General features: G+C 36.9%; 17 protein-coding genes. 10 read left to right on the top strand and 7 right to left on the bottom strand.

Annotation, left to right across the window (positions count from 1 at the left end; all coding sequences use genetic code 11):
* Positions 1–21 precede the first annotated feature (21 nt).
* The 3 genes from I215_RS11345 to I215_RS11335 form a co-directional block, all read right to left on the bottom strand.
* On the bottom strand, positions 22–1,359 hold the full coding sequence (locus tag I215_RS11345; protein WP_008992108.1) for a M56 family metallopeptidase: 1,338 nt from the start codon (positions 1,357–1,359) through the stop codon (positions 22–24).
* Positions 1,359–1,718 (bottom strand): BlaI/MecI/CopY family transcriptional regulator, encoded by a 360-nt coding sequence (locus tag I215_RS11340; protein WP_008992107.1) that lies wholly within the window; start codon positions 1,716–1,718, stop codon positions 1,359–1,361. The genes I215_RS11345 and I215_RS11340 overlap by 1 nt, the downstream gene beginning before the upstream one ends.
* A 172-nt stretch (positions 1,719–1,890) precedes the next feature.
* On the bottom strand, positions 1,891–2,916 hold the full coding sequence (locus I215_RS11335; protein WP_008992106.1) for a glutamine synthetase beta-grasp domain-containing protein: 1,026 nt from the start codon (positions 2,914–2,916) through the stop codon (positions 1,891–1,893).
* A gap of 276 nt (positions 2,917–3,192) precedes the next feature.
* Between I215_RS11335 and I215_RS11330 the strand changes: the two genes are divergently transcribed.
* From I215_RS11330 to I215_RS11310, 5 genes are all read left to right on the top strand, one after another.
* Positions 3,193–5,379 (top strand): glutamine synthetase III family protein, encoded by a 2,187-nt coding sequence (locus I215_RS11330; protein ID WP_008992105.1) that lies wholly within the window; start codon positions 3,193–3,195, stop codon positions 5,377–5,379.
* A gap of 299 nt (positions 5,380–5,678) precedes the next feature.
* Positions 5,679–6,860 carry an AIR synthase related protein gene (locus I215_RS11325; RefSeq protein ID WP_008992104.1) on the top strand — a complete coding sequence of 394 codons (1,182 nt, stop codon included), beginning with the start codon at positions 5,679–5,681 and terminating at the stop codon, positions 6,858–6,860.
* A 218-nt stretch (positions 6,861–7,078) separates the two neighbouring features.
* Positions 7,079–8,155: a peptide chain release factor 1 gene (prfA, locus tag I215_RS11320; RefSeq protein ID WP_008992103.1), complete on the top strand. Its 1,077-nt coding sequence runs from the start codon at positions 7,079–7,081 to the stop codon at positions 8,153–8,155.
* Between the two features lie 90 nt (positions 8,156–8,245).
* The gene (gene pyrF, locus I215_RS11315) at positions 8,246–9,055 is read left to right on the top strand and encodes an orotidine-5'-phosphate decarboxylase (RefSeq protein WP_008992102.1); all 810 of its coding nucleotides are present in this window, start codon (positions 8,246–8,248) and stop codon (positions 9,053–9,055) included.
* A complete protein-coding gene (locus I215_RS11310) occupies positions 9,052–9,861 on the top strand; it encodes an ABC transporter substrate-binding protein (protein WP_008992101.1) in 810 nt (269 codons plus the stop codon). Before pyrF ends, I215_RS11310 begins: the two co-directional genes overlap by 4 nt.
* 161 nt (positions 9,862–10,022) lie before the next feature.
* On the opposite strand, the gene galB is transcribed toward I215_RS11310, so the two are convergent.
* The gene (galB, locus tag I215_RS11305) at positions 10,023–12,764 is read right to left on the bottom strand and encodes a beta-galactosidase GalB (RefSeq protein ID WP_008992100.1); all 2,742 of its coding nucleotides are present in this window, start codon (positions 12,762–12,764) and stop codon (positions 10,023–10,025) included.
* Between the two features lie 227 nt (positions 12,765–12,991).
* Positions 12,992–13,846, bottom strand: a complete 855-nt coding sequence (purU, locus tag I215_RS11300) for a formyltetrahydrofolate deformylase (RefSeq protein WP_008992099.1) — start codon at positions 13,844–13,846, stop codon at positions 12,992–12,994.
* A gap of 160 nt (positions 13,847–14,006) precedes the next feature.
* On the opposite strand from purU, the gene I215_RS11295 reads away from it, so the two are divergent.
* Positions 14,007–17,489 carry a methylmalonyl-CoA mutase family protein gene (locus I215_RS11295; protein WP_008992098.1) on the top strand — a complete coding sequence of 1,161 codons (3,483 nt, stop codon included), beginning with the start codon at positions 14,007–14,009 and terminating at the stop codon, positions 17,487–17,489.
* A 96-nt stretch (positions 17,490–17,585) separates the two neighbouring features.
* Positions 17,586–19,088 carry an ATP-binding cassette domain-containing protein gene (locus tag I215_RS11290; protein ID WP_040460295.1) on the top strand — a complete coding sequence of 501 codons (1,503 nt, stop codon included), beginning with the start codon at positions 17,586–17,588 and terminating at the stop codon, positions 19,086–19,088.
* Here I215_RS11290 and I215_RS11285 read toward each other — a convergent pair.
* Positions 19,085–19,504 carry a hypothetical protein gene (locus tag I215_RS11285; protein ID WP_008992096.1) on the bottom strand — a complete coding sequence of 140 codons (420 nt, stop codon included), beginning with the start codon at positions 19,502–19,504 and terminating at the stop codon, positions 19,085–19,087. The two genes, I215_RS11290 and I215_RS11285, sit on opposite strands and share 4 nt — an antisense overlap.
* Positions 19,505–19,619: 115 nt before the next feature.
* Here I215_RS11285 and I215_RS11280 point away from each other — a divergent pair, with 115 nt between their 5' ends.
* Complete coding sequence (locus I215_RS11280) at positions 19,620–20,093, top strand: Lrp/AsnC family transcriptional regulator (protein ID WP_008992095.1); 474 nt, start codon at positions 19,620–19,622, stop codon at positions 20,091–20,093.
* 16 nt (positions 20,094–20,109) lie between these two features.
* Here I215_RS11280 and I215_RS11275 read toward each other — a convergent pair whose 3' ends face one another.
* Positions 20,110–20,670: a DUF1543 domain-containing protein gene (locus I215_RS11275; RefSeq protein WP_008992094.1), complete on the bottom strand. Its 561-nt coding sequence runs from the start codon at positions 20,668–20,670 to the stop codon at positions 20,110–20,112.
* 99 nt (positions 20,671–20,769) lie between these two features.
* Here I215_RS11275 and I215_RS11270 point away from each other — a divergent pair, with 99 nt between their 5' ends.
* Positions 20,770–22,137: a hypothetical protein gene (locus I215_RS11270; RefSeq protein ID WP_008992093.1), complete on the top strand. Its 1,368-nt coding sequence runs from the start codon at positions 20,770–20,772 to the stop codon at positions 22,135–22,137.
* Positions 22,138–22,191: 54 nt separating this feature from the next.
* Positions 22,192–22,866: a DUF1684 domain-containing protein gene (locus tag I215_RS11265; protein WP_040460291.1), complete on the top strand. Its 675-nt coding sequence runs from the start codon at positions 22,192–22,194 to the stop codon at positions 22,864–22,866.
* Positions 22,867–22,946 lie beyond the last annotated feature (80 nt).

Below are 22,946 nucleotides of genomic sequence, written 5' to 3'. Positions count from 1 at the left end.
TAAAAAGCTTTTACAATTCTTCTACTTCTTTTGATGATCTTTTGTGTAGATTTTAATGACTCCATCTTTGGCATTGTTACCATATTTTTCTGTAGCCTTTTTCTCTTTAATTACATCTACGGATTTTATAGTGTATTTGTCTATAGAATTTATGTCAAAGTCATCAGGCATTTGTCTGTCATTTACAATTATGAGTGGTTTACCCGAAATGCTTTTAGTGGGGACCTGTAGAACTGTTTTCTTAGAGGTGTCAGTAGTGGAATTGTTGGGTTTTAAAGTAATATGAATGACCCCGTTTTTTCCCTGCTCTCCATAGAGTTCTGTGGCTGATTCATTCTTTAGCACTGAAATACTTTCTATGTCATCCACTGCGATAGTACTTACTTTAAAATCAGAAGGTTGTTTTTCTCCATTGATTACATAAAGGGGAGGTAAAGAATCTTGGGCTTGTTGGCTTACATTAATGCCAAGTGGAGAAGAGGCTTCAATTGGCAGATAATTCACCTGGGTTTTAAAGCTAAAAAGTAACATAAACCCTGCTAAAAATGGAAGTACTAAGAAATATTTCCAACTACTTCTTTTGTTTGATCTTTGTTTTTGTAACATAACGATTCGTTTTTTGATTAATGTATTAAAAAATGGATTGATGACGGAAAACGAGTTTCCGGATAGTTGTTTTAACAATAAATATTGGTAGTCCTTTTTGCTACTATCAGCCAAAGTACAACTCTGATCATCTGCGATATATTCAAGGTTTTGAGCGAGCTGCTTTTTGTAATTCCAGCTGATAGGATTAAACCACAGGATGATTTTGATAAGGCTAGCTAGTAGCATGTCTACCGAATGCTTTTGTGAGATATGAATGTTTTCATGCTTTAATATGGTATCTAATTCAGATTCCAAGTGTAAGTCAGGGTTGTAGACAATGGTGCTTAAAAATGAAAATGGACTTACCTCTTGCTCAACTTCGATAAATGATACCTTTCCTACTTTCTTTACAAGCCTTCCCTTTCTGAGGATCCTTTTTAAAGATAATAGTTCCATTATAAATCGCGCCGCTACAACCGAAGCCCCTAGGATATAAAGCCCGAATAGATAGGTCCAATAATTAGGCGATTCTACATTGACCCCAGCGATTACACCTACGGGGTTCTCAAATGGGATCACGCTAGGGAAATGTATGTGAACCATTCGTTGAAACTTAACAACAGGTAGCAATAATGCCGTTACTATACCAAGAATTAAAAAGTAGCGATTGAGATTAAAGAACGTTTCTTTTTTTAGAAAAACAGTGTATATAATCCAGAATATGCTCAGAAGGATCGCAGATTTAAGTACATAGATTAGATAAATTTCCATTACTTACTGTTTTCTATTTGATGAATGATTTCTTTTAATTCTTCCACGGATATTTTTTCTTCCTTGGCAAAGTGACTTACAAGATTTTTGTAAGAGTTGTTGAAGTAGTCTTCCATTGCTTTGGTGACAAATCTGGAACGATAGCTTTCTTTTTTCACAATAGGGTAGTACTGGTGGGTGTTTCCGAAAGCGTTATGACTGACAAAGCCTTTCTCTTCTAGGTTTCGGATAATAGTAGATAAGGTATTATAATGTGGTTTTTCCTCTTTGATCTCGGCCATCACTTCTTTGACAAAAGCTTTTTCAAGGCGCCACAGAATCTTCATGATGTCTTCTTCTTTGTTGGTTAACTTTTGCATACGCGTAATCTTTGCTTTATGAATCAATAGAAACCAAATATAAAACTATTTTTATAGTTAAGCAACTACTTTTATAGTTTTATAACTAATTTTGCAGGAATTCTTGTGTTTAAATCAAAAAAAGAGGCCACTAAATGCAGCCTCTATAGTAATGGTGATGTAGAATTATATTTTATGCTTCCACTGCTACATTTACAGTGTTTACTGTTTTTATGATTCTAGCAGCAACTTTATAAGGATCAGCATTCGAAGCTGGTCTTCTATCCTCTAACCATCCTTTATATCCTTTCTCAACGGTGATAATTGGAATACGGATAGAGGCACCTCTATCGGAGACTCCATATGAGAAGTCATTTATTGAAGCCGTTTCATGCTTTCCAGTTAAACGTTCATCGTTGAATTCTCCATATACATCGATATGCTCTTTTGTAACGGGTCTGAACGCTTCACAAACTTTATCATAAACTTCTTTTGAACCACAGGTTCTAAGCAGGGTATTAGAGAAATTAGCATGCATTCCAGAGCCATTCCAGTCTCCTTTGATAGGTTTTGGGTGGTACTCTATATAGTAATTGTACTCCTCACATAATCTGTCTAGTAAATAACGGGCAATCCAAATTTCGTCCCCAGCCTTTTTGCCTCCTTTGGCAAAGATTTGGAATTCCCATTGACCACAGGCTACTTCTTGGTTAATGCCTTCGAAATTAATGCCAGCTTCAATACATAGGTCGGCGTGACGTTCTACGATTGCTCTTCCATGGGTGTTTTTACCTCCCACTGAGCAGTAATACAATCCCTGTGGACCTGGGTATCCTCCTACAGGAAAACCAAGTGGTAATTCTGTTTTGGAGTCCATAATAAAGTACTCTTGTTCGAAACCAAACCAAAAATCTTCATCATTCTCATTATCAATAGTGGCTCTTGAATTCGTCTGGTGTGGTGTGCCATCCGCATTAAGTACCTCTGCCATGACTAAATATCCATTATTCCTTGCAGGGTCTGGATAAATTGCCACTGGTTTTAGTAAGCAGTCTGAAGAACCTCCTAATGCTTGCTTGGTTGAGGAACCATCAAAAGACCATATAGGGCAGTCTTCTAATTTTCCACTAAAATTGTCTTCAACTTTAGTTTTGCTTCTCATGTTTTGGGTGGGAAAATATCCATCCAACCAAATGTATTCAAGTTTTGCCTTGCTCATAATTTTATAGTTTTAATTGAACTTTACATTCGCAAAAGTAGTTTTTTTGAAAATATCTCGATAAATCAAGGGGTGTTTTTTTAAATACGTCTTTAATTTTTATTAATGCCCTATTTTTTTAGGGGGTATTTTTTTATATGCATAATTTGAGCGAATTTTGTTGACAAATAATTAAAAAATAATGTCTCAATATTTCCTACAATGTGAAATATTTAGGTAATTTGTTAATTCGTAACAATAAACGAAGTATTAATACTTTATATACCAATTATTTATATGTCTACAATTAGATTTGAAGCAATAAAGCAAACGTTTGAACGCACTCCTGTTCATGTTGAAACACCTGACCATCGTTCAGATCAATTCGGTGCCAATGTCTTTAATGCAGTTGTCATGAGGCAGGTGATGTCTAAAGAAGCTTATAGTAGTGTAATGGATGCTATAGAAGGTGGGGGAAAGATAAACAGAAAATTAGCTGATGAGATTGCCACTTATATGAAGATATGGGCAATATCTAAAGGGGCCACACATTACACGCACTGGTTTCAACCATTAACTGGAACAACAGCCGAGAAACACGATGCCTTTTTCGAGCCCATTAGTACCACTGATGCGGTTGATAGGTTTGGCGGTGCACAGCTGGTACAACAAGAGCCTGATGCTTCCAGCTTTCCAAACGGAGGTATCCGAAATACTTTTGAAGCTAGGGGGTATACTGCTTGGGATCCAACATCTCCAGCATTTATTCACGGGACGACTCTATGCATCCCTACAGTTTTTGTTTCCTATACAGGAGAGGCCTTAGATAATAAAGCGCCTTTGCTTCGATCTCTATTAGCTATTGATCAAGCTGCCACAGAGGTGGCACGATATTTTGATAAAAGTGTCACCAAGGTAAACGCTACCTTGGGCTGGGAACAAGAGTATTTTTTAATTGATAAAGCGCTTACCCTTTCAAGGCCTGACCTACTATTAGCAGGTAGGACATTGCTTGGTCATTCACCAGCAAAAGGTCAGCAATTAGACGACCATTACTTTGGATCTATTCCCGATCGTGTGCTGAACTATATGATAGAATTGGAAAATGAATGTGTTCGCTTGGGGATTCCTGTGAAAACCAGACATAATGAAGTGGCTCCAAATCAATTTGAATTGGCGCCTATTTATGAAGAGGCGAATCTTGCGGTGGATCATAATTCATTATTGATGGACCTTATGGATAAAATGGCAGACAAGCATAATTTTAAAGTACTGTTCCACGAAAAACCATTTGCCGGAATTAACGGGTCGGGTAAACATAACAATTGGTCCTTGGCCACAAATAAAGGTGTCAACTTATTAAGCCCTGGTACCACACCGACGAAGAATCTACAGTTCTTGACCTTCTTTATAAATACCATTAAGGCTGTTCACGATAATGAAGAACTCTTAAGAGCTTCAGTGGCTTCCGCAACAAATGACCACCGATTGGGCGCTAATGAAGCACCTCCAGCAATTGTTTCTGTTTTTATTGGAAGTCAACTCAACAAGGTTTTAGAGGAATTAGAGGATGTGTCTAAAGGAAAGTTGTCACCTGAGGAGAAAACAGATCTAAAATTAAATGTAGTTGGTAAGATTCCAGAGATTTTATTAGACAACACGGATAGAAACCGTACTTCTAGCTTTGCCTTTACAGGTAATAAATTTGAATTTAGAGCTGTGGGATCTAAGGCGAATTGTGCAAAACCGATGATGATTTTAAATGCCATTGTAGCCAAGCAACTTAAAGCATTCAAAGTAGAAGTGGATGCTTTGATTGACAAAAAAGGCCTGAAAAAAGATGAGGCCATATTTAATGTGCTTAGAGAGTATATTAAAGCTTCTAAGAAAATTAGGTTTGAAGGAGATGGATACAGCGCTGCATGGGAAAAGGAAGCGGTCAAAAGAGGCCTGAGTAATAATAAAACGACTCCAGAGGCTCTTAAGGTATATCTTAAGAAATCCACCATCGATTTGTTTGAACAACTTGATGTTATGAGTGAGATCGAAATTAAAGCCCGTCACGAAATAGAATTAGAGGAATATGTACACAAAGTTCAAATAGAGAGTAGAGTACTAGGTGATATTGCTAGAAATCATGTTATTCCAACTGCAATTCGCTATCAAAATATATTAATCACTAATGTTAAAGGAATCAAAGATGTCTTTGGAAGTGATTTTAAGAAATTGGCTCCAGAGCAACTGGATTTGATTGAAGAAATTTCTGAACATATTTCTGAGATCAACTCAAAGGTTAATATGATGATAGATGCTAGAAAATACGCGAATAAACTGGATAAAGCGCAGCTTAAAGCAGAGGCTTATTGCGAACGTGTGTTGCCATTTTTTGAAGACATCCGTTACCATTGTGATAAATTAGAATTAATGGTAGAGGATAATTTATGGCCACTTACTAAATATAGAGAACTGTTGTTTACAAAATAATGTTTGATCGGTTATAAAGCATATAATATGCTTTGTTCTTAAACCGATTTTTACGTGGCTAGGTCGAAAAAAGCTAAGTATCTATAAATTAGGGGATTTTTCCTGATTTTACAACTAAATGTTTTCCTATATTTGGGACGCTATTAATCAATTTAATGATGTAGTTCTTAAATTTTGGGACATAAAATTTTTGAATTACAGAAGATAGAAGGCCTTAACCAACCTTCTAAAGTATAAGCACACAAACAAAAGTTTGTGTGCTTTTTTTTTATGGCTATTTTTGTCTAAAATTTCATTCAATGAGTTCTCAGATAAGTAAACGATATTCACAAAGAGGTGTTTCTGCTTCAAAGGAAGATGTGCATGCCGCCATTAAAGATGTTGATAAGGGATTATTTCCAAAAGCGTTTTGTAAAATTATTCCCGATCATTTAACGGGTAGCGAGGATCATTGTTTGATCATGCACGCTGATGGGGCAGGGACCAAGTCTTCTTTGGCCTATATGTATTGGAAGGAAACAGGGGATGTCTCAGTTTGGAAAGGGATCGCTCAAGATGCCTTGATAATGAATATCGATGATTTACTTTGCGTAGGAGCTACGAGCGATATTTTGCTCTCTTCGACCATTGGGAGAAATAAGAATGTGATAACTTCAGAGGTAATTGCTGCGATTATTAATGGTACCGAGGAACTTATTGCTGAAATGAAACAGTATGGGGTAAATATTTATTCCACTGGAGGAGAAACAGCTGATGTAGGGGATTTGGTGAGAACCATTATCGTGGATTCTACTGTTACTGCCAGAATAAAACGTTCCGATGTTATAGATAACGCGAATATTAAAGCAGGTAATGTGATTGTTGGATTGGCTTCTTATGGTAAAGCTTCCTATGAAAAGCAATACAATGGAGGTATGGGAAGTAATGGGTTAACATCGGCGAGACATGATGTGTTTGGTAAATATTTGGCAGAAAAATATCCAGAAAGTTTTGATCACAGTGTACCAGAGGAATTGGTGTACTCTGGAGATACAAATCTAACAGATTCTGTTGAAGGATCTCCACTGGATGCTGGAAAATTAGTATTATCTCCAACAAGAACCTATGCGCCGATCATTCAAGCGATACTTCAAAAAATCGGATCAGCAAAGATTGATGGTATGATTCACTGTAGTGGAGGAGCACAAACTAAAATATTGCATTTTATTGACAATTTGCATATCATTAAAGATAGTATGTTTGAAGTGCCACCGCTATTTAAACTCATCCAAGAGCAGTCTAAAACGTCGTGGAAGGAGATGTACCAGGTATTTAACTGTGGGCATCGTATGGAGTTGTATGTTGATCCAAGTATAGCCCAGGAGATCATTGCAATTTCTAAGTCTTTTGATGTGGACGCTCAAATAGTAGGAAGGGTAGAGGCTTCATCTACCAAAAAGCTGAGCATTATTTCGGATAAGGGAACTTTTGAATATTATTAACGTCTTCTTTTATAATTAATAACCTTTTTTGGTAGTAAATTAGAGAGTTTAATAGTTAGGTTATAAGCTCTTTAACTGCCCTATGTGAGCTGCGCATATGGGTGTTTTGCCAAATAAAAGGGATACTAAAATGAATATGGGATTGTTATACTAAGGCTGGCACATATCAAATTCCATCAAAATAATCGTAAATTTGTGCTGCCAATTTTAAAGAAGTTATGTTAGATAAATTAAATGTTGTAAAGCAACGCTTTGATGAGATTTCAGATTTGATCATCCAGCCGGATGTCATCGCTGATCAAAAGCGTTATGTGCAACTCAATAAGGAGTACAAAGATCTTAAAGATCTTGTAGATAAAAGGGAGGAGTATAAAGAGGTTTTGGATAACATTGCTGAGGCTGAGGAAATCATTGCTGATGCAAGTGATGCTGAAATGGTAGAAATGGCAAAGATGCAGTTGGATGAGGCCAAGGAGAAACTCCCTGGTTTGGAAGAACAGATCAAATTCATGCTTATTCCTAAGGATCCAGAGGATGCTAAAAATGTCGTGGTTGAGATCAGAGCAGGAACAGGAGGAGATGAGGCAAGTATTTTTGCAGGTGATTTACAACGCATGTACACCAAATATTGTGAAGGTAGAGGATGGAAGGTTGGCGTGGTGGACTTCAATGAAGGAACCTCTGGAGGATATAAAGAAATTATTTTTGAAGTCAACGGAAGTGATGTTTACGGAACCTTAAAATTCGAAGCGGGTGTGCATCGAGTTCAACGTGTTCCACAAACTGAAACGCAAGGCCGGGTACATACCTCTGCAGCCACTGTGATGGTATTGCCAGAAGCTGAGGAATTCGACGTTGAGTTGGATATGGGGGATGTGAAGATTATTAGAACCACCTCAACTGGTCCTGGAGGACAATCTGTAAATACGACTTATTCTGCGATCCAGTTACAACACATCCCTACTGGAATAGAGGTACGCTGTCAGGATGAGAAATCACAGCACAAAAATTTAGAAAAAGCAATCAAGGTTCTACGATCTCGATTGTATGAAAGGGAATTGGCGAAAAAACAAGAAGCGGATTCCGCAAGACGTAAAAGTATGGTTTCTAGTGGAGATCGTAGTGCAAAAATTAGAACCTATAATTACCCTCAAGGAAGAGTTACCGACCATCGTATAGGTCTTACACTTTACGACCTTTCTAATATTGTAAACGGTGATTTGGATAAAATAATAGAAGAATTGAAATTGGCAGAAAATACAGAGAAGCTTAAGGAGGCTAGCGAAATTTTATAAACCAAAATTCTCTTCATTTAAAAATATTTTATAAAGTATTTTAAAGTGAAATATATCCTTAAGAGGCTTTAAGTAAATGCAATCATTACTATGGAATTAACCCAGCTGGTAGAGCAGATAAGAAGGAAAAAATCATTTTTATGCATAGGTTTGGATGTCGATTTAAAGAAGTTACCAACCCATTTGTTAGAAACCAAGGACCCTGTTTTTGAATTTAATAAAGCAATTATTGATGCCACGCACCATTTAGCCGTAGCGTTAAAGCCAAATATTGCTTTCTATGAGGCTCTGGGAATCAAAGGCTGGGAGAGTTTAAAGAAAACAATTGATTACATTAATGAGCATTATCCAGAGTTGTTTACCATAGCGGATGCTAAAAGAGGCGATATCGGGAATACTTCGACCATGTATGCTAAAGCCTTCTTTGAGGATCTCAACTTTGATTCTGTGACCGTAGCTCCTTATATGGGAAGAGATTCTGTAGAGCCGTTCTTAGCTTTTAAGGATCGGCATACCATATTATTGTCTCTTACCTCAAATCCTGGTGCATTTGATTTTCAGACCAAGGAATATGCCGCAAAACCTCTTTATCAAAATGTGCTGGAAACCTCAAAGAATTATGTGAATTCTGAAAACCTAATGTATGTCATTGGTGCAACCAAAGCAGAATATCTAAAGGATATTCGTGCGATAGTTCCAGAATCATTTTTACTAGTTCCCGGGGTAGGAGCTCAGGGAGGGAGTCTTAAGGAGGTCTGCAAATACGGGTTGAATGATAATGTGGGGCTTTTAGTGAATTCTTCTAGAGGTATCTTATATGCTTCAAAAGGGAAAGACTTTGCTGAAAAAGCGGCAGAGAAGGCGAAGGATCTACAATTGCAAATGGCCAGTTTTCTTTGATTCCTTTGGTTGATCAACTAGGTAGACATATTGATACTTCACGTGCTTTTAAAAGGGTAGTTTGCCTTGTTCCATCTCAAACAGAACTTTTATATGATTTGGGTTTAGAACATTTATTAGTTGGTATTACCAAGTTTTGCGTTCATCCGAATCATCTGAGAAGTAACATTACTGTAGTTGGAGGAACCAAAAACGTACACTGGGAAACACTCAAATCCCTAAATCCAGACATAGTACTTTGTAATAAGGAAGAGAATACCCAGCAAATTGTTGAGCAGTTAGAAGACTTCACTCAGGTGCATCTTGCTGATATCTATAATTTAGATGACTGTTATGAATTAATTCAGCAATATGGTGAGATTTTTAAAGTAGCTCGCAAAGCTGAGTTTCTCATCCAACAGATTAAAAAAAAGGCAAAGGAGTATAATTCATTTTTATCTGGTGAGCCACGTCAAAAAGTCGCCTATATGATTTGGAAAAAACCGTGGATGCTTGCAGGGGGAGATACCTTTATTAATCACATGCTCGAGGTGGCAGGTTATAAAAACGCTTTTAAGAATCACTCCAGATACCCTGAGATTGAATTATCAGATTTACATACTTCTAAGATCGATTTGCTGTTTTTATCTTCAGAACCCTATCCTTTTAAAGAAAAGCATAAAGAGGAACTAGCGGGAGTATTTCCGGGCACTGAAATCGTATTAGTAGATGGAGAATTCTTCTCCTGGTATGGCTCTCGGGTCTCTTTAGCTTTAGAATATTTTAAAGAACTTAAGTTACAATTGAAAACGAAAAAAGCCGACTGATATCGGCTTTAAAACTAAACTAAACTAACTAATCTGTTTTGCTAACTCAAAATTTATTTGGTGCGTTACTGATGATGCAAATGTCAGCATATAGATTCTAGTTAGTGTTAAGAGTAAATTACCAAACTATTAAATCGATGATTTGTGTGGATAATTGATTACTATTTTTTGTGACTTACTAAATGAACAACGGTCTTCTTCAATCCATTTGATTTAACAGTTAACTCCATGGCTCCAGTTTCTCCTTTTTTGGAGCGAACAACAACTAGTGCGAGACCATTAAAGGCATTTCGTTTTTTAGAAACAAAGGATGTTAAATCAGAAGGGTCTCCATTATCGGTGGAAATAATTTCTCCTGGGCCCTGAATGTTAAACTCAAGTTCGTTATTGGCTGTCGGAACAACTAAACCGTCTTTATCAGCTATTTGAACTGTGATATAAGATAAGTCCTTACCATCGGCATCAATTGTAGATCTATCCGCCTTTGCGATCAGTTTAAAAGGTTCTCCGGTTGTAAAAACCGTTTTCTCTGCCCATTTTTTGCCGTTTTTATAGGCAACAACCTTCAATTCTCCGGGATAGTATTGTACCTCATCCCAACGCAAACGGTATTCAAATTCTCCTTTTTTCTTTTTACCAAGTGATTTTCCATTTAGAAAAACTTCCGCTTGGTCACCAGAGGTAAATACATGTACTGGTGTTATTTGCCCGATTCTCTCAGGCCAGTTCCAATGTGGCAATACGTGGACCATTGGTAAGTCTGGTCGCCATCTTGCTTGATATAAATAATAACGATCTTTTGGGAATCCGGCTAAGTCGATAATGCCGTTATACGAACTTCTTGAATCATAGTAAGGCGTTGGTTCACCTAAATAATCAAATCCAGTCCAAACAAATTCTCCTGCTGAGTAAGGGTGTTTATCCAATGAAGCAAAAACCTTATCAGGACTAGATCCAAAATCAACGGCATAAAGTTCGTATGCGCTGACGTGTTTTATTTTAGAGTCACCACCCATTCCATCCCGGATTGGTGAGCTGATTAAATCCGTTACAGGAAATAAATATATGCCACGACTACTGGCTGCCGATGCGGTTTCACTACTTAGAATAACTTTGTTTGGAAATTTATTATGAAACGGTTCATATTGTGGCTTTGTCTTAATTCTATCAGTTACATTGTCAAAAATGGGATCTTGGCGGATGCCTTCTCCTTGATAGTTAAAACTGATGATATCCATAACTTTAGGAAATGGCATATCTGATTTTGCCCAGTTCATTGCACTTGTTGTTGGTCTAGTTGGGTCTTCCTCTTTTATGATATCTGATAACTTTTGTCCAATGGCTGCTCCCTGTTCACCTGTGTACTGTTCACCAACTTCATTCCCATAACTCCACATAATGATCGATGGATGGTTTTTATCTCTGCGCACCATAGCCCTAGCATCAGCTTCATACCAATCTGAAAATATTAAATGAAAATCATGAGGTGTTTTTTTTCGTTTCCAAGAATCGAATACTTCATCCACTACCAAAAATCCCATTTTATCTGTCAGATCCAAAAATTCTGGAGCTGGTGGATTATGGGCCATTCTGATGGCATTGACCCCCATCTCTCTTAAAATTTCTAATTTACGCTCCGCTGCGCGTAAATGAAATGCAGTACCAATAGCTCCTAAATCATGATGCTCATTTACCCCTTGAATTTTAATTAATTCGCCATTGACCAAAATGCCTTGATTAGGATCGAGTTCAATATCCTTAATACCAAATATGGTTTCGTAGTTGTCTATTAAATCATTTTCGTCCATTACAGAAGTAACAGCTTTATATAGGTGAGGAGTTTGTGATGGAGGAGGCCCCCAAAGTTTTGGGTTGTCTGTGGTTACTGACCCTTTAATGGATTGACTTTTGCCCGCTGGAATTTTAACATTAGACTTTGTGATTGTGGCAACTGGCGTTGCGACCTCATTATTGTTAAATTCGTATATCTTCGTGATCAGGTCAATATTTGAATCAGTTTCTGTATTGTTTTCGACCTTTACATCAACATGAATCTCTGCCGATGTCTTGGAGACATTTGAAGTGGTTATTGTAGTTCCCCAATGTGAAACATGTACTTTGTTGGTTTTGGTTAACCACACATTTCTATACAGGCCACCACCTGGGTACCAGCGGGCAGAGTGATTTGGGTTATCCAATCGAATTGCTATTTGGTTATCTCCATAAAAGTTTAGATAAGGTGTTAAATCCAATCGAAACGAATTGTAGCCATATGGCCAACCGCCAACTAAGTTCCCGTTAAGCCATACAATAGCATAAGACATGGCACCATCAATATCTAAAAAAATAGATTTGTTTTTATCTTTTTCAGAGATGTCAATTTTTCTTCTATACCAGGCTACGCCATTACTTGGTAAACGGCCCATTCCACCTCCTACCTCAGCACTATCACCTTTTTGGAAGGGACCTTTAATAGCCCAGTCATGAGGTAAATCTATGGTTTCCCAATTGCTGTCATCAAAGCGAGTTTGCACAAAAGGAAAATCGCTCCCGGGTTGACCTTCAGGTCTAGTATGATGCTGAGTTGAGTCTTTTATAAAAGTATTTGCCGTTGGTAGGATATATGGTTTTAAGGCCTTTTGAGAGGTTTCTAATTTTTCAGCTTCCGTTGCTGGTGTATCAGCAGCTTTATTATCATTTGCATTTTCAATCGCCGGCCGAATATCATAAAATAGATCATCAGTTTTGCCCTTTGAAGTGTATTTAAAAAATTTCCATCCTTCATTTATGGATATTTTATTTCTTGCGGTATTGTTGTTTTCGGTTTTTGTATCATTCTGGCAACTAATAATAAGGGATGCTAAGATAAATATGACTGTAAAAATTATAGTTTTATAACGCATAGTGGGTGGTTGGGTTAAAATTGCTGAATTCCAAAACTACTGGAATTACATTCAACAAGAAGAATAAAAATAAGAATTATATCCAAGAATATTGTAAAGGTTGGGTAATCTAAAATATTTGTGGGTTAGATATGTTTTTTATATCTCAATAATAACTTCACGAGATTTTAGAGAAGTCAAATGTCAGCTTTTAATATTACCAAATCCTAGAATTCTGCTGTAATTGCTTAACTGAAAATAATGGTCTTATTATTATACACCATTGTTTTTCTGTCTACATGAAGTTTGATACCTCTTGCCAGTACAATCTTTTCAAGATCTCTTCCCTTTGTAACCATGTCTTCTATGGAATGAGCATGGGTTACCCTTGTAACATCCTGTTCAATTATAGGTCCAGCATCTAACTCCTTAGTGACATAGTGACTTGTAGCGCCAATAATTTTCACCCCTCTTTTGTAGGCGGAATGATAAGGCTTGGCTCCCACAAAGGCAGGTAAGAAAGAATGATGAATATTGATGATTTTATTTTCATAGCGCTCGATTAATGCTGTTGATATAATTTGCATATACCGGGCTAGCACAATGAAATCTACTTGATGCTGCTCAAGTAATTGTAATTGCTTTATTTGTGCCTCTTGACTTATCTCTTTCGTATAAGGAACATGGAAAAATGGAATTTTAAATGCCTCTGCTATAGGTTTTAGGTCTGGATGATTACTTAAGATAAAAGGAATGTCTACCTTTAATTCACCTGAATTATATCTTCCTAATAGGTCGTATAAACAGTGATCGTATTTTGAAACAAAAATGGCCATTTTAGGACGGTAATCATCGGAATGCAACTGCCATTTCATTTGATAGGGCTCAGCGATACGATACTTAAATTCAGATCTAAAACTTTCTAAATCAAAATTGTCATGTACAAATTCACTTTCGGACCTCATGAAAAAGATTCCATTTTGCCGATCGACATGTTGATCGATATAAATAATGTTTCCTTGGTTTTGATGGATGAAGCTTGTTACAGATGCGATGATCCCTGAAGTATCCTTACAGTGAATAAGAATAGTGATTTTGGTCATATGATTTGTTGTTTACAATGATAAAATTACGGTATTTTGGGGATCAAAAAATTTTACTTTGTTGTAATTATTAATTTTTAACAAGGGTATTTTAAAACAAAATTCCTAATTCGTTGCAAATTCTTTAAATTGCAGCTATTAAAACCTCATATTTTTGAAAATGAATCAAACAAAACCATATATTCCTAAGAATAAAATAAGAATCGTTACTGCGGCCTCTCTTTTCGATGGTCACGATGCAGCGATTAATATCATGCGTAGAATCATCCAGTCCTCAGGTGTAGAAGTTATACATTTAGGTCATGATCGAAGCGTGGAGGAGGTTGTGAACACTGCTATCGAGGAGGATGTCAACGCCATTGCAATGACTTCTTATCAGGGAGGACATAACGAATATTTTAAATATATGTATGACCTCTTGCAAAAGAGAGGGGCAACGCATATTAAGATTTTTGGCGGTGGAGGTGGAGTTATCCTACCTGAAGAAATTAAGGAACTCATGGATTATGGGATAACTAAAATTTATTCTCCTGACGATGGAAGGGCTCTAGGGCTTCAAGGAATGATTAATCATCTTGTGGAATTGTCTGATTTCCCTATAGATTCTATAGACCGCGCTGATATTAAATCTGGCCTTAGAGAGAAAAACAGTGGGGTAATCGCTAGGCTGATTAGCTTAACTGAGAATCAACATGATTTGTTTCAAGAGATTTTCTCAGAATTAAATCCTAGTTCTCTCCAGGTTCCAGTTCTTGGTATTACAGGAACAGGTGGCTCTGGTAAAAGTAGCTTAGTCGATGAGGTTGTAAGACGATTTTTAAATGATTTTGAAGATAAAACCATTGGAATTATCTCCGTGGATCCCTCTAAGAGAAAAACCGGTGGAGCCTTGTTGGGAGATCGCATTCGGATGAACGCTATTAATGATCCTAGGGTATATATGAGAAGTCTTGCAACACGACAATCTAACTTAGCACTATCCAAAAATGTTGCCGAGGCCATTGAGGTTCTTAAAGCAGCAAAATTCGATTTAATCATACTTGAGACTTCCGGTATTGGTCAAAGTGACACAGAGATATTGGATCATTCTGATGTGTCGCTATATGTGATGACTCCTGAATTTGGTGCCGCTACCCAATTAGAAAAAATCGATATGTTGGATTTTGCGGACCTAGTGGCCATAAATAAGTTTGATAAAAGAGGTGCTTTGGATGCCCTTCGGGATGTTAAGAAGCAATATCAGCGAAATCATCTTATGTGGGATGCACAACCAGATGATATGCCAGTATATGGTACCATTGCATCACAGTTTAACGATCCTGGTATGAATCGCCTTTATATGGCCATAATGCAAATCTTAAAAGAAAAGACCAACGCTTTGCTTGATTCACAATTCCATATCACTATGGAAAAAAGCGAAAAAACTTATGTCATTCCACCCAATAGAACGCGATACCTTTCTGAGATCTCTGAAAGCAATCGAAATTATGATACAAAGGTTAATCAACAAGTAGAAGTTGCCCAGAATCTTTATGGGATTTTTAGGTCAATATATAGCTTAACCAAAGCTGATAAATCAAAGAAAGAAACCAACTATTTAACTCAAGTTGGACTTAATGAAACTTTGCTTCTAGATTCGGTTTCTGATACAAATCAGGCTAAACTAGTTCAATTACTATTGGATCAATTTAATCGCGTGAAAAAAGATTTGGATCCTCACCATTGGGATATTTTAATTCAGTGGGAGGACAAAAAGGCACGTTATAAAAATCCAGTTTATGAGTTCAAAGTCCGAGATAAGCAGATTCGAATTCCAACGCATACCAGCACATTGTCAGGAAGTGCAATCCCAAAGGTTGCTTTACCAAAATACAAGGCTTGGGGAGATTTATTAAACTGGGTATTACAAGAGAATGTTCCTGGAGAATTTCCTTTTACTTCAGGCTTATATCCATTTAAGCGAACGGGCGAAGATCCAACAAGGATGTTTGCTGGTGAAGGTGGACCTGAGCGTACAAATAGAAGGTTTCATTACGTTAGTTTAGGAATGGAAGCAAAACGTTTGTCAACGGCCTTTGATTCGGTAACCTTATATGGGAACGACCCGGATTTACGACCTGATATTTATGGGAAAATCGGTAATGCAGGGGTTTCAATTTGTTGTTTGGACGATGCAAAAAAACTCTATAGTGGTTTTGATCTTGCAAACCCAATGACATCAGTTAGTATGACCATTAATGGACCCGCACCCATGTTGCTTGGTTTTTTTATGAATGCAGCCATTGATCAGCAATGTGAACTGTATATTAAAGAAAATGGTTTAGAGCAACAAGTTTCAGATAAAATTGATGCTATTTATAAAGAAAGAGGAGAGAAGCGACCTACGTATCACGGCTTTTCAGTCGATGGAAGTAATAAAGAAAATGGACAGTTACCAGAGGGAAATGATGGCCTAGGACTTATGTTGTTAGGTGTCACGGGAGATATGGTTTTGGACCCAGAGGTCTACAACAGTATTAAGGCACGAACTATGACCCAAGTACGGGGGACCGTTCAGGCTGATATATTAAAGGAAGATCAAGCACAAAACACCTGTATATTTTCAACAGAATTTGCTTTAAAATTAATGGGTGATGTTCAGAGTTATTTTATTTCTAATGAAGTTAGAAATTTTTATTCTGTTTCGATTTCTGGATATCATATTGCAGAAGCAGGAGCCAACCCTATTACTCAACTAGCCTTTACACTTGCCAATGGATTTACCTATGTGGAGTACTATTTGAGTAGGGGTATGGATATCAATAAATTTGGTCCTAATTTATCTTTCTTCTTCTCCAATGGTGTAGATGCTGAATATGCGGTAATTGGTCGTGTGGCAAGAAAAATATGGGCAAAGGCCATGCGCGATAAGTATGGAGCCAACCCACGTTCTCAAATGTTGAAATATCATATTCAAACTTCTGGTAGATCTTTACATGCTCAAGAAATCGATTTTAATGATATTCGAACTACCCTACAAGCGCTATATGCCATTTATGATAACTGCAATTCTTTGCATACCAACGCTTATGATGAGGCCATTACAACTCCAACAGAGGAGTCTGTCCGTAGAGCGATGGCTATTCAGCTCATTATCAATAAAGAATTAGGTCTTACTAAGAATGAGAATCCTATTCAAGGAAGTTTCATCATTGAAGAGCTGACAGATTTGGTAGAACAAGCAGTGCTTTTAGAATTTGATAGAATAACTGAGCGTGGGGGAGTCCTTGGAGCGATGGAAACCATGTATCAGCGATCAAAAATTCAAGAAGAAAGTTTGTATTATGAGACCCTTAAACACAAAGGAGAGTATCCAATTATAGGGGTAAATACTTTTTTAAGTAGTAAAGGTTCCTTAACAGTAATTCCAAAAGAAGTCATCCGGGCAACTGAGGCGGAAAAACAGCTACAATTAACAACCTTATCCACTTTGCATAATACTTATCAGAAGGAAGCCCAAAAAGCTTTACAGGAGGTTAAACAAGCTGCTATTGAGAACAAGAATATATTCGAAACCCTCATGGAGGCAACCAAATATTGTTCGCTTGGACAAATTACAACTGCACTATTTGAGGTAGGTGGACAATACAGAAGAAATATGTAGTTTTTATCGATGTGGTATATGAGGATTGTGTGCTGAAATTTGATTACTTTCGGACCTTATTTGAATATAAAAAATATGGTTTCAAATTATCCTAGCTTGAGACTTGAAAAGGCCTCACTTTTATATAAAAGCACACAAGTTTTAAAAGATATTACATTTGAGTTAAACCCTGGAGAGTCTCTAGCTATTATTGGGGCTTCTGGAAGTGGAAAGACTTCCCTAGCCAAACTCATATCTAAATCGGTACATCCAACCTCAGGGATTGTTGAAAATAATTTTCGTACAGTATTTGTTCCCCAACAAGATCACTTTAGTGAAATCGCAGGACTTGGTAGTACTTATTATAGTAAGCGCTATGAGTTTCACGATTATGAGAACCCAATGACTGTACCTGAATTTTTGCAGCAACTTCTTAAGAGACTCGCAATAGAGCAGCAGTCTTTGGAGGACTTGGAACTATTGGATACCTTTAAGGTTCGTTACCTATTGGATAGAAACCTTATGCAACTCAGTAATGGAGAACGTAAGCGATTGCAGTTAATAGTAGCGATCTTGGAGCAGCCAGAATTACTGATTGTGGACCAGCCTTTTACAGGATTAGATGTCGGAGCCCGGGCTCAATTGTCTGACTTACTCAAGCAGCTTATCAAGCAGGGATTGAGCCTTGTTATAATCTGTGGAAAAAAAGAAGTTCCTGACTTTATAGATAAGGTGTTTCTTTTGAAAGAAGGCCAGATAGCCTTAGAGGGAAATCCACAGCAGGTCAAGGTAAAAAGCCCAGATGAGACTGCGATAAATACCACTATTGAGGTAGATGAGTTACTTGGTCAACAAACAGATCGTTTCGATACCATTATATCGATGAACCATGTGAATGTACAAATGAAGGGTAGCCCAATCCTTATAGATATTAACTGGCAAGTAAAACAGGGGGAGTGCTGGGCTTTACTGGGGCACAATGGAGCTGGAAAATCTACACTTCTCAGTATGGTTACAGCTGATAATCCTCAAGGATATACCAATGATTTAAAACTTTTTGACAGGCAAAGAGGTAGTGGAGAAAGTATATGGGATATAAAAAGCCGTATTGGTTACTTATCTCCAGAGCTCCATTTGTATTTTATGAGAGGTAAAGGAGTCCTTAGTAGTGTGCCAGGGATTACCTCTGATGCAAAACCTTATAGTACCTTGAGTTGCTTAGATGTGATCATTTCGGGATATCTCGATGAAATCGGTACAGTATCTCCACCGACACCCCATCAAAGGGCTACGGCACTTTCTTGGCTGGAAATGGTAAAGCTTACCAAATTACAAAACACTCTCTTTTTAGATGCATCTCTTGGGGAACAACGTGTTATTTTACTTCTTAGAGCACTAATTAAAGCACCTGCGTTATTAATTTTAGACGAGCCTTGTCAGGGTATGGATGCGGATCAAATTGAATACTTTAAAGGATTATTGGATCATATTTGTAGTTCTAAACATATTACAATGGTCTATGTATCACATCACAAAGATGAAATCCCAAGCAGTGTTCAAAATGTATTAGTCTTAGAAAAAGGAAAAGTTATTGAAAATGGACCAATAAGGACTCTTTAGTTCTTGTTGTGTAGACCAATTGCCCACTTATCATGAAGGTGGCCAAATTTTCTAACCTCGGTGCGAAGTAGATTTAAAAATTCGCTACTTTGTTTATGAGAGCTCTCTAGTTTTTCACAATAATGGAGAATCGCAGCAGTGGTACGTTCAATTGAAGAAATGGACGCATGTTTGACCGTAGGATCTGGAGAGCTTTCTGCTATGGCAATCTTTGGCGCTAAACCAAGAGAAGCCATGATGAGTTTCTCAGAAAACTGATCTGATGTACATGAAGACCTGTGTAAATCTAGGACAGATTTATCACCACGAAGAAAATCCACTATTTGACGGCTAAGCTTAAAGATATGTAATGCCTTGCGGTAAACAGGTAACTTAGTGACATGTCGTTTTTTATAGTATGAATAATGTTTTTTCATCAGTTTGCTTTGTACTCCAAAAATACTACAGATTTACGAATAATTAATTTTGATTTTAAGGAGAAATAGTTAATTTGCATTAACTATTAAGGTAAAATTCCAAATTTCATTTAAAATGAAAAACGACAATTTAAACTGGTCTATTTTAAGACTATTACAAGAAAATGCTCGCTATACCAATGCTGAAATAGGTAGGAAAGTTGGGCTGTCTTCACCAGCGGTTGCAGAACGTATAAAAAAGATGGAAGACTTCGGGATTATTACCGGTTATAAAGTAGCAATAAACCATATTCAATCAGGGTACCAGTTAAAAGCTTTTGTAACCTTGAAAGCTTTTATGGGCAAGCTAAAGCCATTTATGGAACAAGTAAAAACCTATAAGGAGGTTCGAAATTGTTATCGCATCACAGGTAATGAGAATTTACTGATGGAGGTGGTTTTAGCCGACCAATTTCATTTGGAGGAATTTATCGATCGTTTATTAACCTATGGGGAGGTTCGCACCTCCATTGTACTTTCAAAGGTCGTGGAACACAATCCTATTGAACACAACCGTAGAACTTCTAGTTTTTTAGGGAAGGTCCGATAAGATTAATTTTATTATGTTATCTGAGCTTATCGATTTTAAGGTAGCCAATATGCAGTTCATCTTCCAATTGTTCCGAAGATTTGGTGTAGTACAGTTGGTATTTTTGCTTTATGGAATCAGATAAGATCTCCTCGATGGTATAAATATCGTCCACATCCACTCCATACTTATCATCGATATGCGATGGCGCTCCCTCAAATCCACAATGTTTATAGAAAGCAGATTCTTTTGCGTTTTTGACGGCCTCTGCTTTAGATTGAGTGATGGTCAGGATTTTGTAATGGTATTCCTCGAATTCATTCTCTTTATAACCACCAAGATTAAGGAAAAATAATTGAAGAGGGCTGGAGTCTTTTTCCCGTTCTTTCACCATAACATTGTAACGGTCGACATGATTTACTTCTCTGTAGGCATCAATATGAATTTTACCCTTGGCCTCGGGCCAAAATTCAATCATCTGAGGCAATAAATCCTTGAGAGAGGATCCAATACCAAAGAAGATATCATGCTGTTCCGTGAACCTACCTTCGGGTTTACACCCCAACATTACCATAAATAATTTTAAATCCTTTCTCATAATAGTTTTGCCAAAACACAAAGGTATTGTATTTTAACATCAGTTAAAACGCAGTTATTTATTAATTTTTAACTGCGCCAATTCCGATAGAAATTTAAAATGAAAAGAATTATTATAATCCTGTGCTTGTTAGGAGCTTACTTATCTAACGCTCAACTTTTGGATGCGGTTAAAATCTCAAATTCATCAGACACCTATGCCGTTTATCTTCCCGAGCAATATAGCGAGGATAAAAAGTGGCCTGTCATTATGGTTTTCTCTCCAGTTGGTGATGCGGTAGAGGCTGTGAAGCGTTTTCAAGAATCAGCGGATCGTTATGGCTATGTGATTGCATCGCCTGATGAGGTAAAAAATGGGAATTACCAAGAGAATCTACTAAAATCAAGAACTTTCTATAGTGAAGTTATAAGGGGCTATTCCATTGATAAAAATGCGATTTATTTGGCTGGATTTTCTGGAGGTGCACGTTTGGCGATGAGTATTGCAGTTATGTCTTCTCAAATTAAAGGTGTTATTGCATGTGGTGCATCGTTTTCAAATGTACCAGGATATGTGCCTACAGAAAATAAGTTTTTTTACATTGGGATGGTCGGAGATCAGGATTTCAACTACAATGAAATGCTGCAGGCATTAGACTACCTTGAACAAAAGAAATTTGATGCTAATTTATTAGTATTCTCTGGAGGACACAAGTGGCCACCAAAGGAATATATCGATAAAGCCGTTCGTTTAGTAAGTGTTAAAGCTATCAATAAAAATATGCGCCCAGAAGGGGCAGAAAAATTGGATGAATATTTTAGGATGGAGCTAAGATTTAACCAAGATCTATTAGAAGAGAACCTAGTTTATAGAGCATATAATGATATGAAGCTCAACCAAACCAATTACAGATTCTCCATCGAAAAAGATAATTTAAGAGCTTTAGAAAAAGCCATTCGTAAGCATAAAAATTTTAGAAAACAACGAAACAATTGGAATGAGGTTCGAAGAATCGAGTCTTATAAGTACATGGATTATATTAGCTTTCTTCCGCAAGACATTTCAAGTGGTGAATTGGAATCTTTGGCCTATTGGGAACAACAAGTGAATAGCATTAAAAATAACTTTCTTAATTCGCCTATAAGGGAGCGAAGAAATTTAGGATCAAGATTGCTTAGTTTCTTAGAAGTCGCCTCTGGCGAACTTGCAAATTCTTATACTTCTGATGAGCAACTTGATAATTTATTGTATATCGCCATTTTGCAGACCTTGGTGGATGAAAAGAATTACGATGCGTATATTGGAATACTGAGAATCACCGTTAAAAAGAGCGAATATGGAATGGCATTGTATTACTTGGATAAAATGCTTAAAAATGGTTTCACAGCCACCGAATTATTAGACAAGCAACATGAGATTGCCTTACTAAGGATACAACCAGAATACAATGAACTTTTAGAGTCATACGGGCTACAAGTACGCTATTGAAATGTACCCTAAATCAGAAGTTTAGTTGTAACTTTGGGGCTAAATTTCAGTATTATGAGAGTTTGGATAGTTTTAGTTTCGATTTTAATGGTGAGTTACGGGTGTAAGGATGGTAAAAAATATCATGATCAAAAAACCGATACTCAAGAAAAAACAGATACCGAAGCATTGGGTGCTGATAACCCATATGACCAAGCGGTGTTGTTTCAAAAAAAAATAAATGAGGAATTTTCCAATCCAAAAAGTTCCCCTTTAAAGAAGAAGGATCTAGAGAGTTTTAATGGTCTGTCCTTTTTTCCAATTGATACAACTTTCAGTGTAGTCGCAAAATTTCAGCGCACTCCAAATGAACAACCATTTTTTATGCCAACTACCACCGAAAGAATGAGCCAAGAAGTTCTATTTGGTGTTGTTAGCTTTGAAATCCACGGTAAAGCATTTAAGCTTAATGTTTATCAAAATCTTCAACTAAGAGAAACTGAAGAGTTTAAGGATTATTTGTTTTTGCCTTTTTCTGATCTAACTAATGAGGAGGAAACCTATGGTGGAGGACGTTATTTAGACCTAACTATTCCTAAGGGTGATTTCATTGTAATCAATTTTAATAAGGCGTATAATCCTTATTGTGCATATGATGAAAAGTATTCATGTCCCATAGTGCCAAAAGAAAATACATTGGATTACGCCATTACAGTTGGGGTAAAAGATTTTAAAAATTCGAAATCATAAAATTTATAGTTTAACTAAAATAAATTCACCCTCTAAGAATCATAAATTCCTAGAGGGTGAATTATATTATACTATAAAGA

Origin of the sequence: Galbibacter marinus (assembly GCF_000300875.1) — a bacterium.
In the GTDB taxonomy this organism is placed as follows: Bacteria; Bacteroidota; Bacteroidia; order Flavobacteriales; family Flavobacteriaceae; genus Galbibacter; species Galbibacter marinus.
The sequence above is the reverse complement of the archived record's forward strand: the minus strand, read 5'-3'. Positions and strand labels throughout refer to the sequence as shown.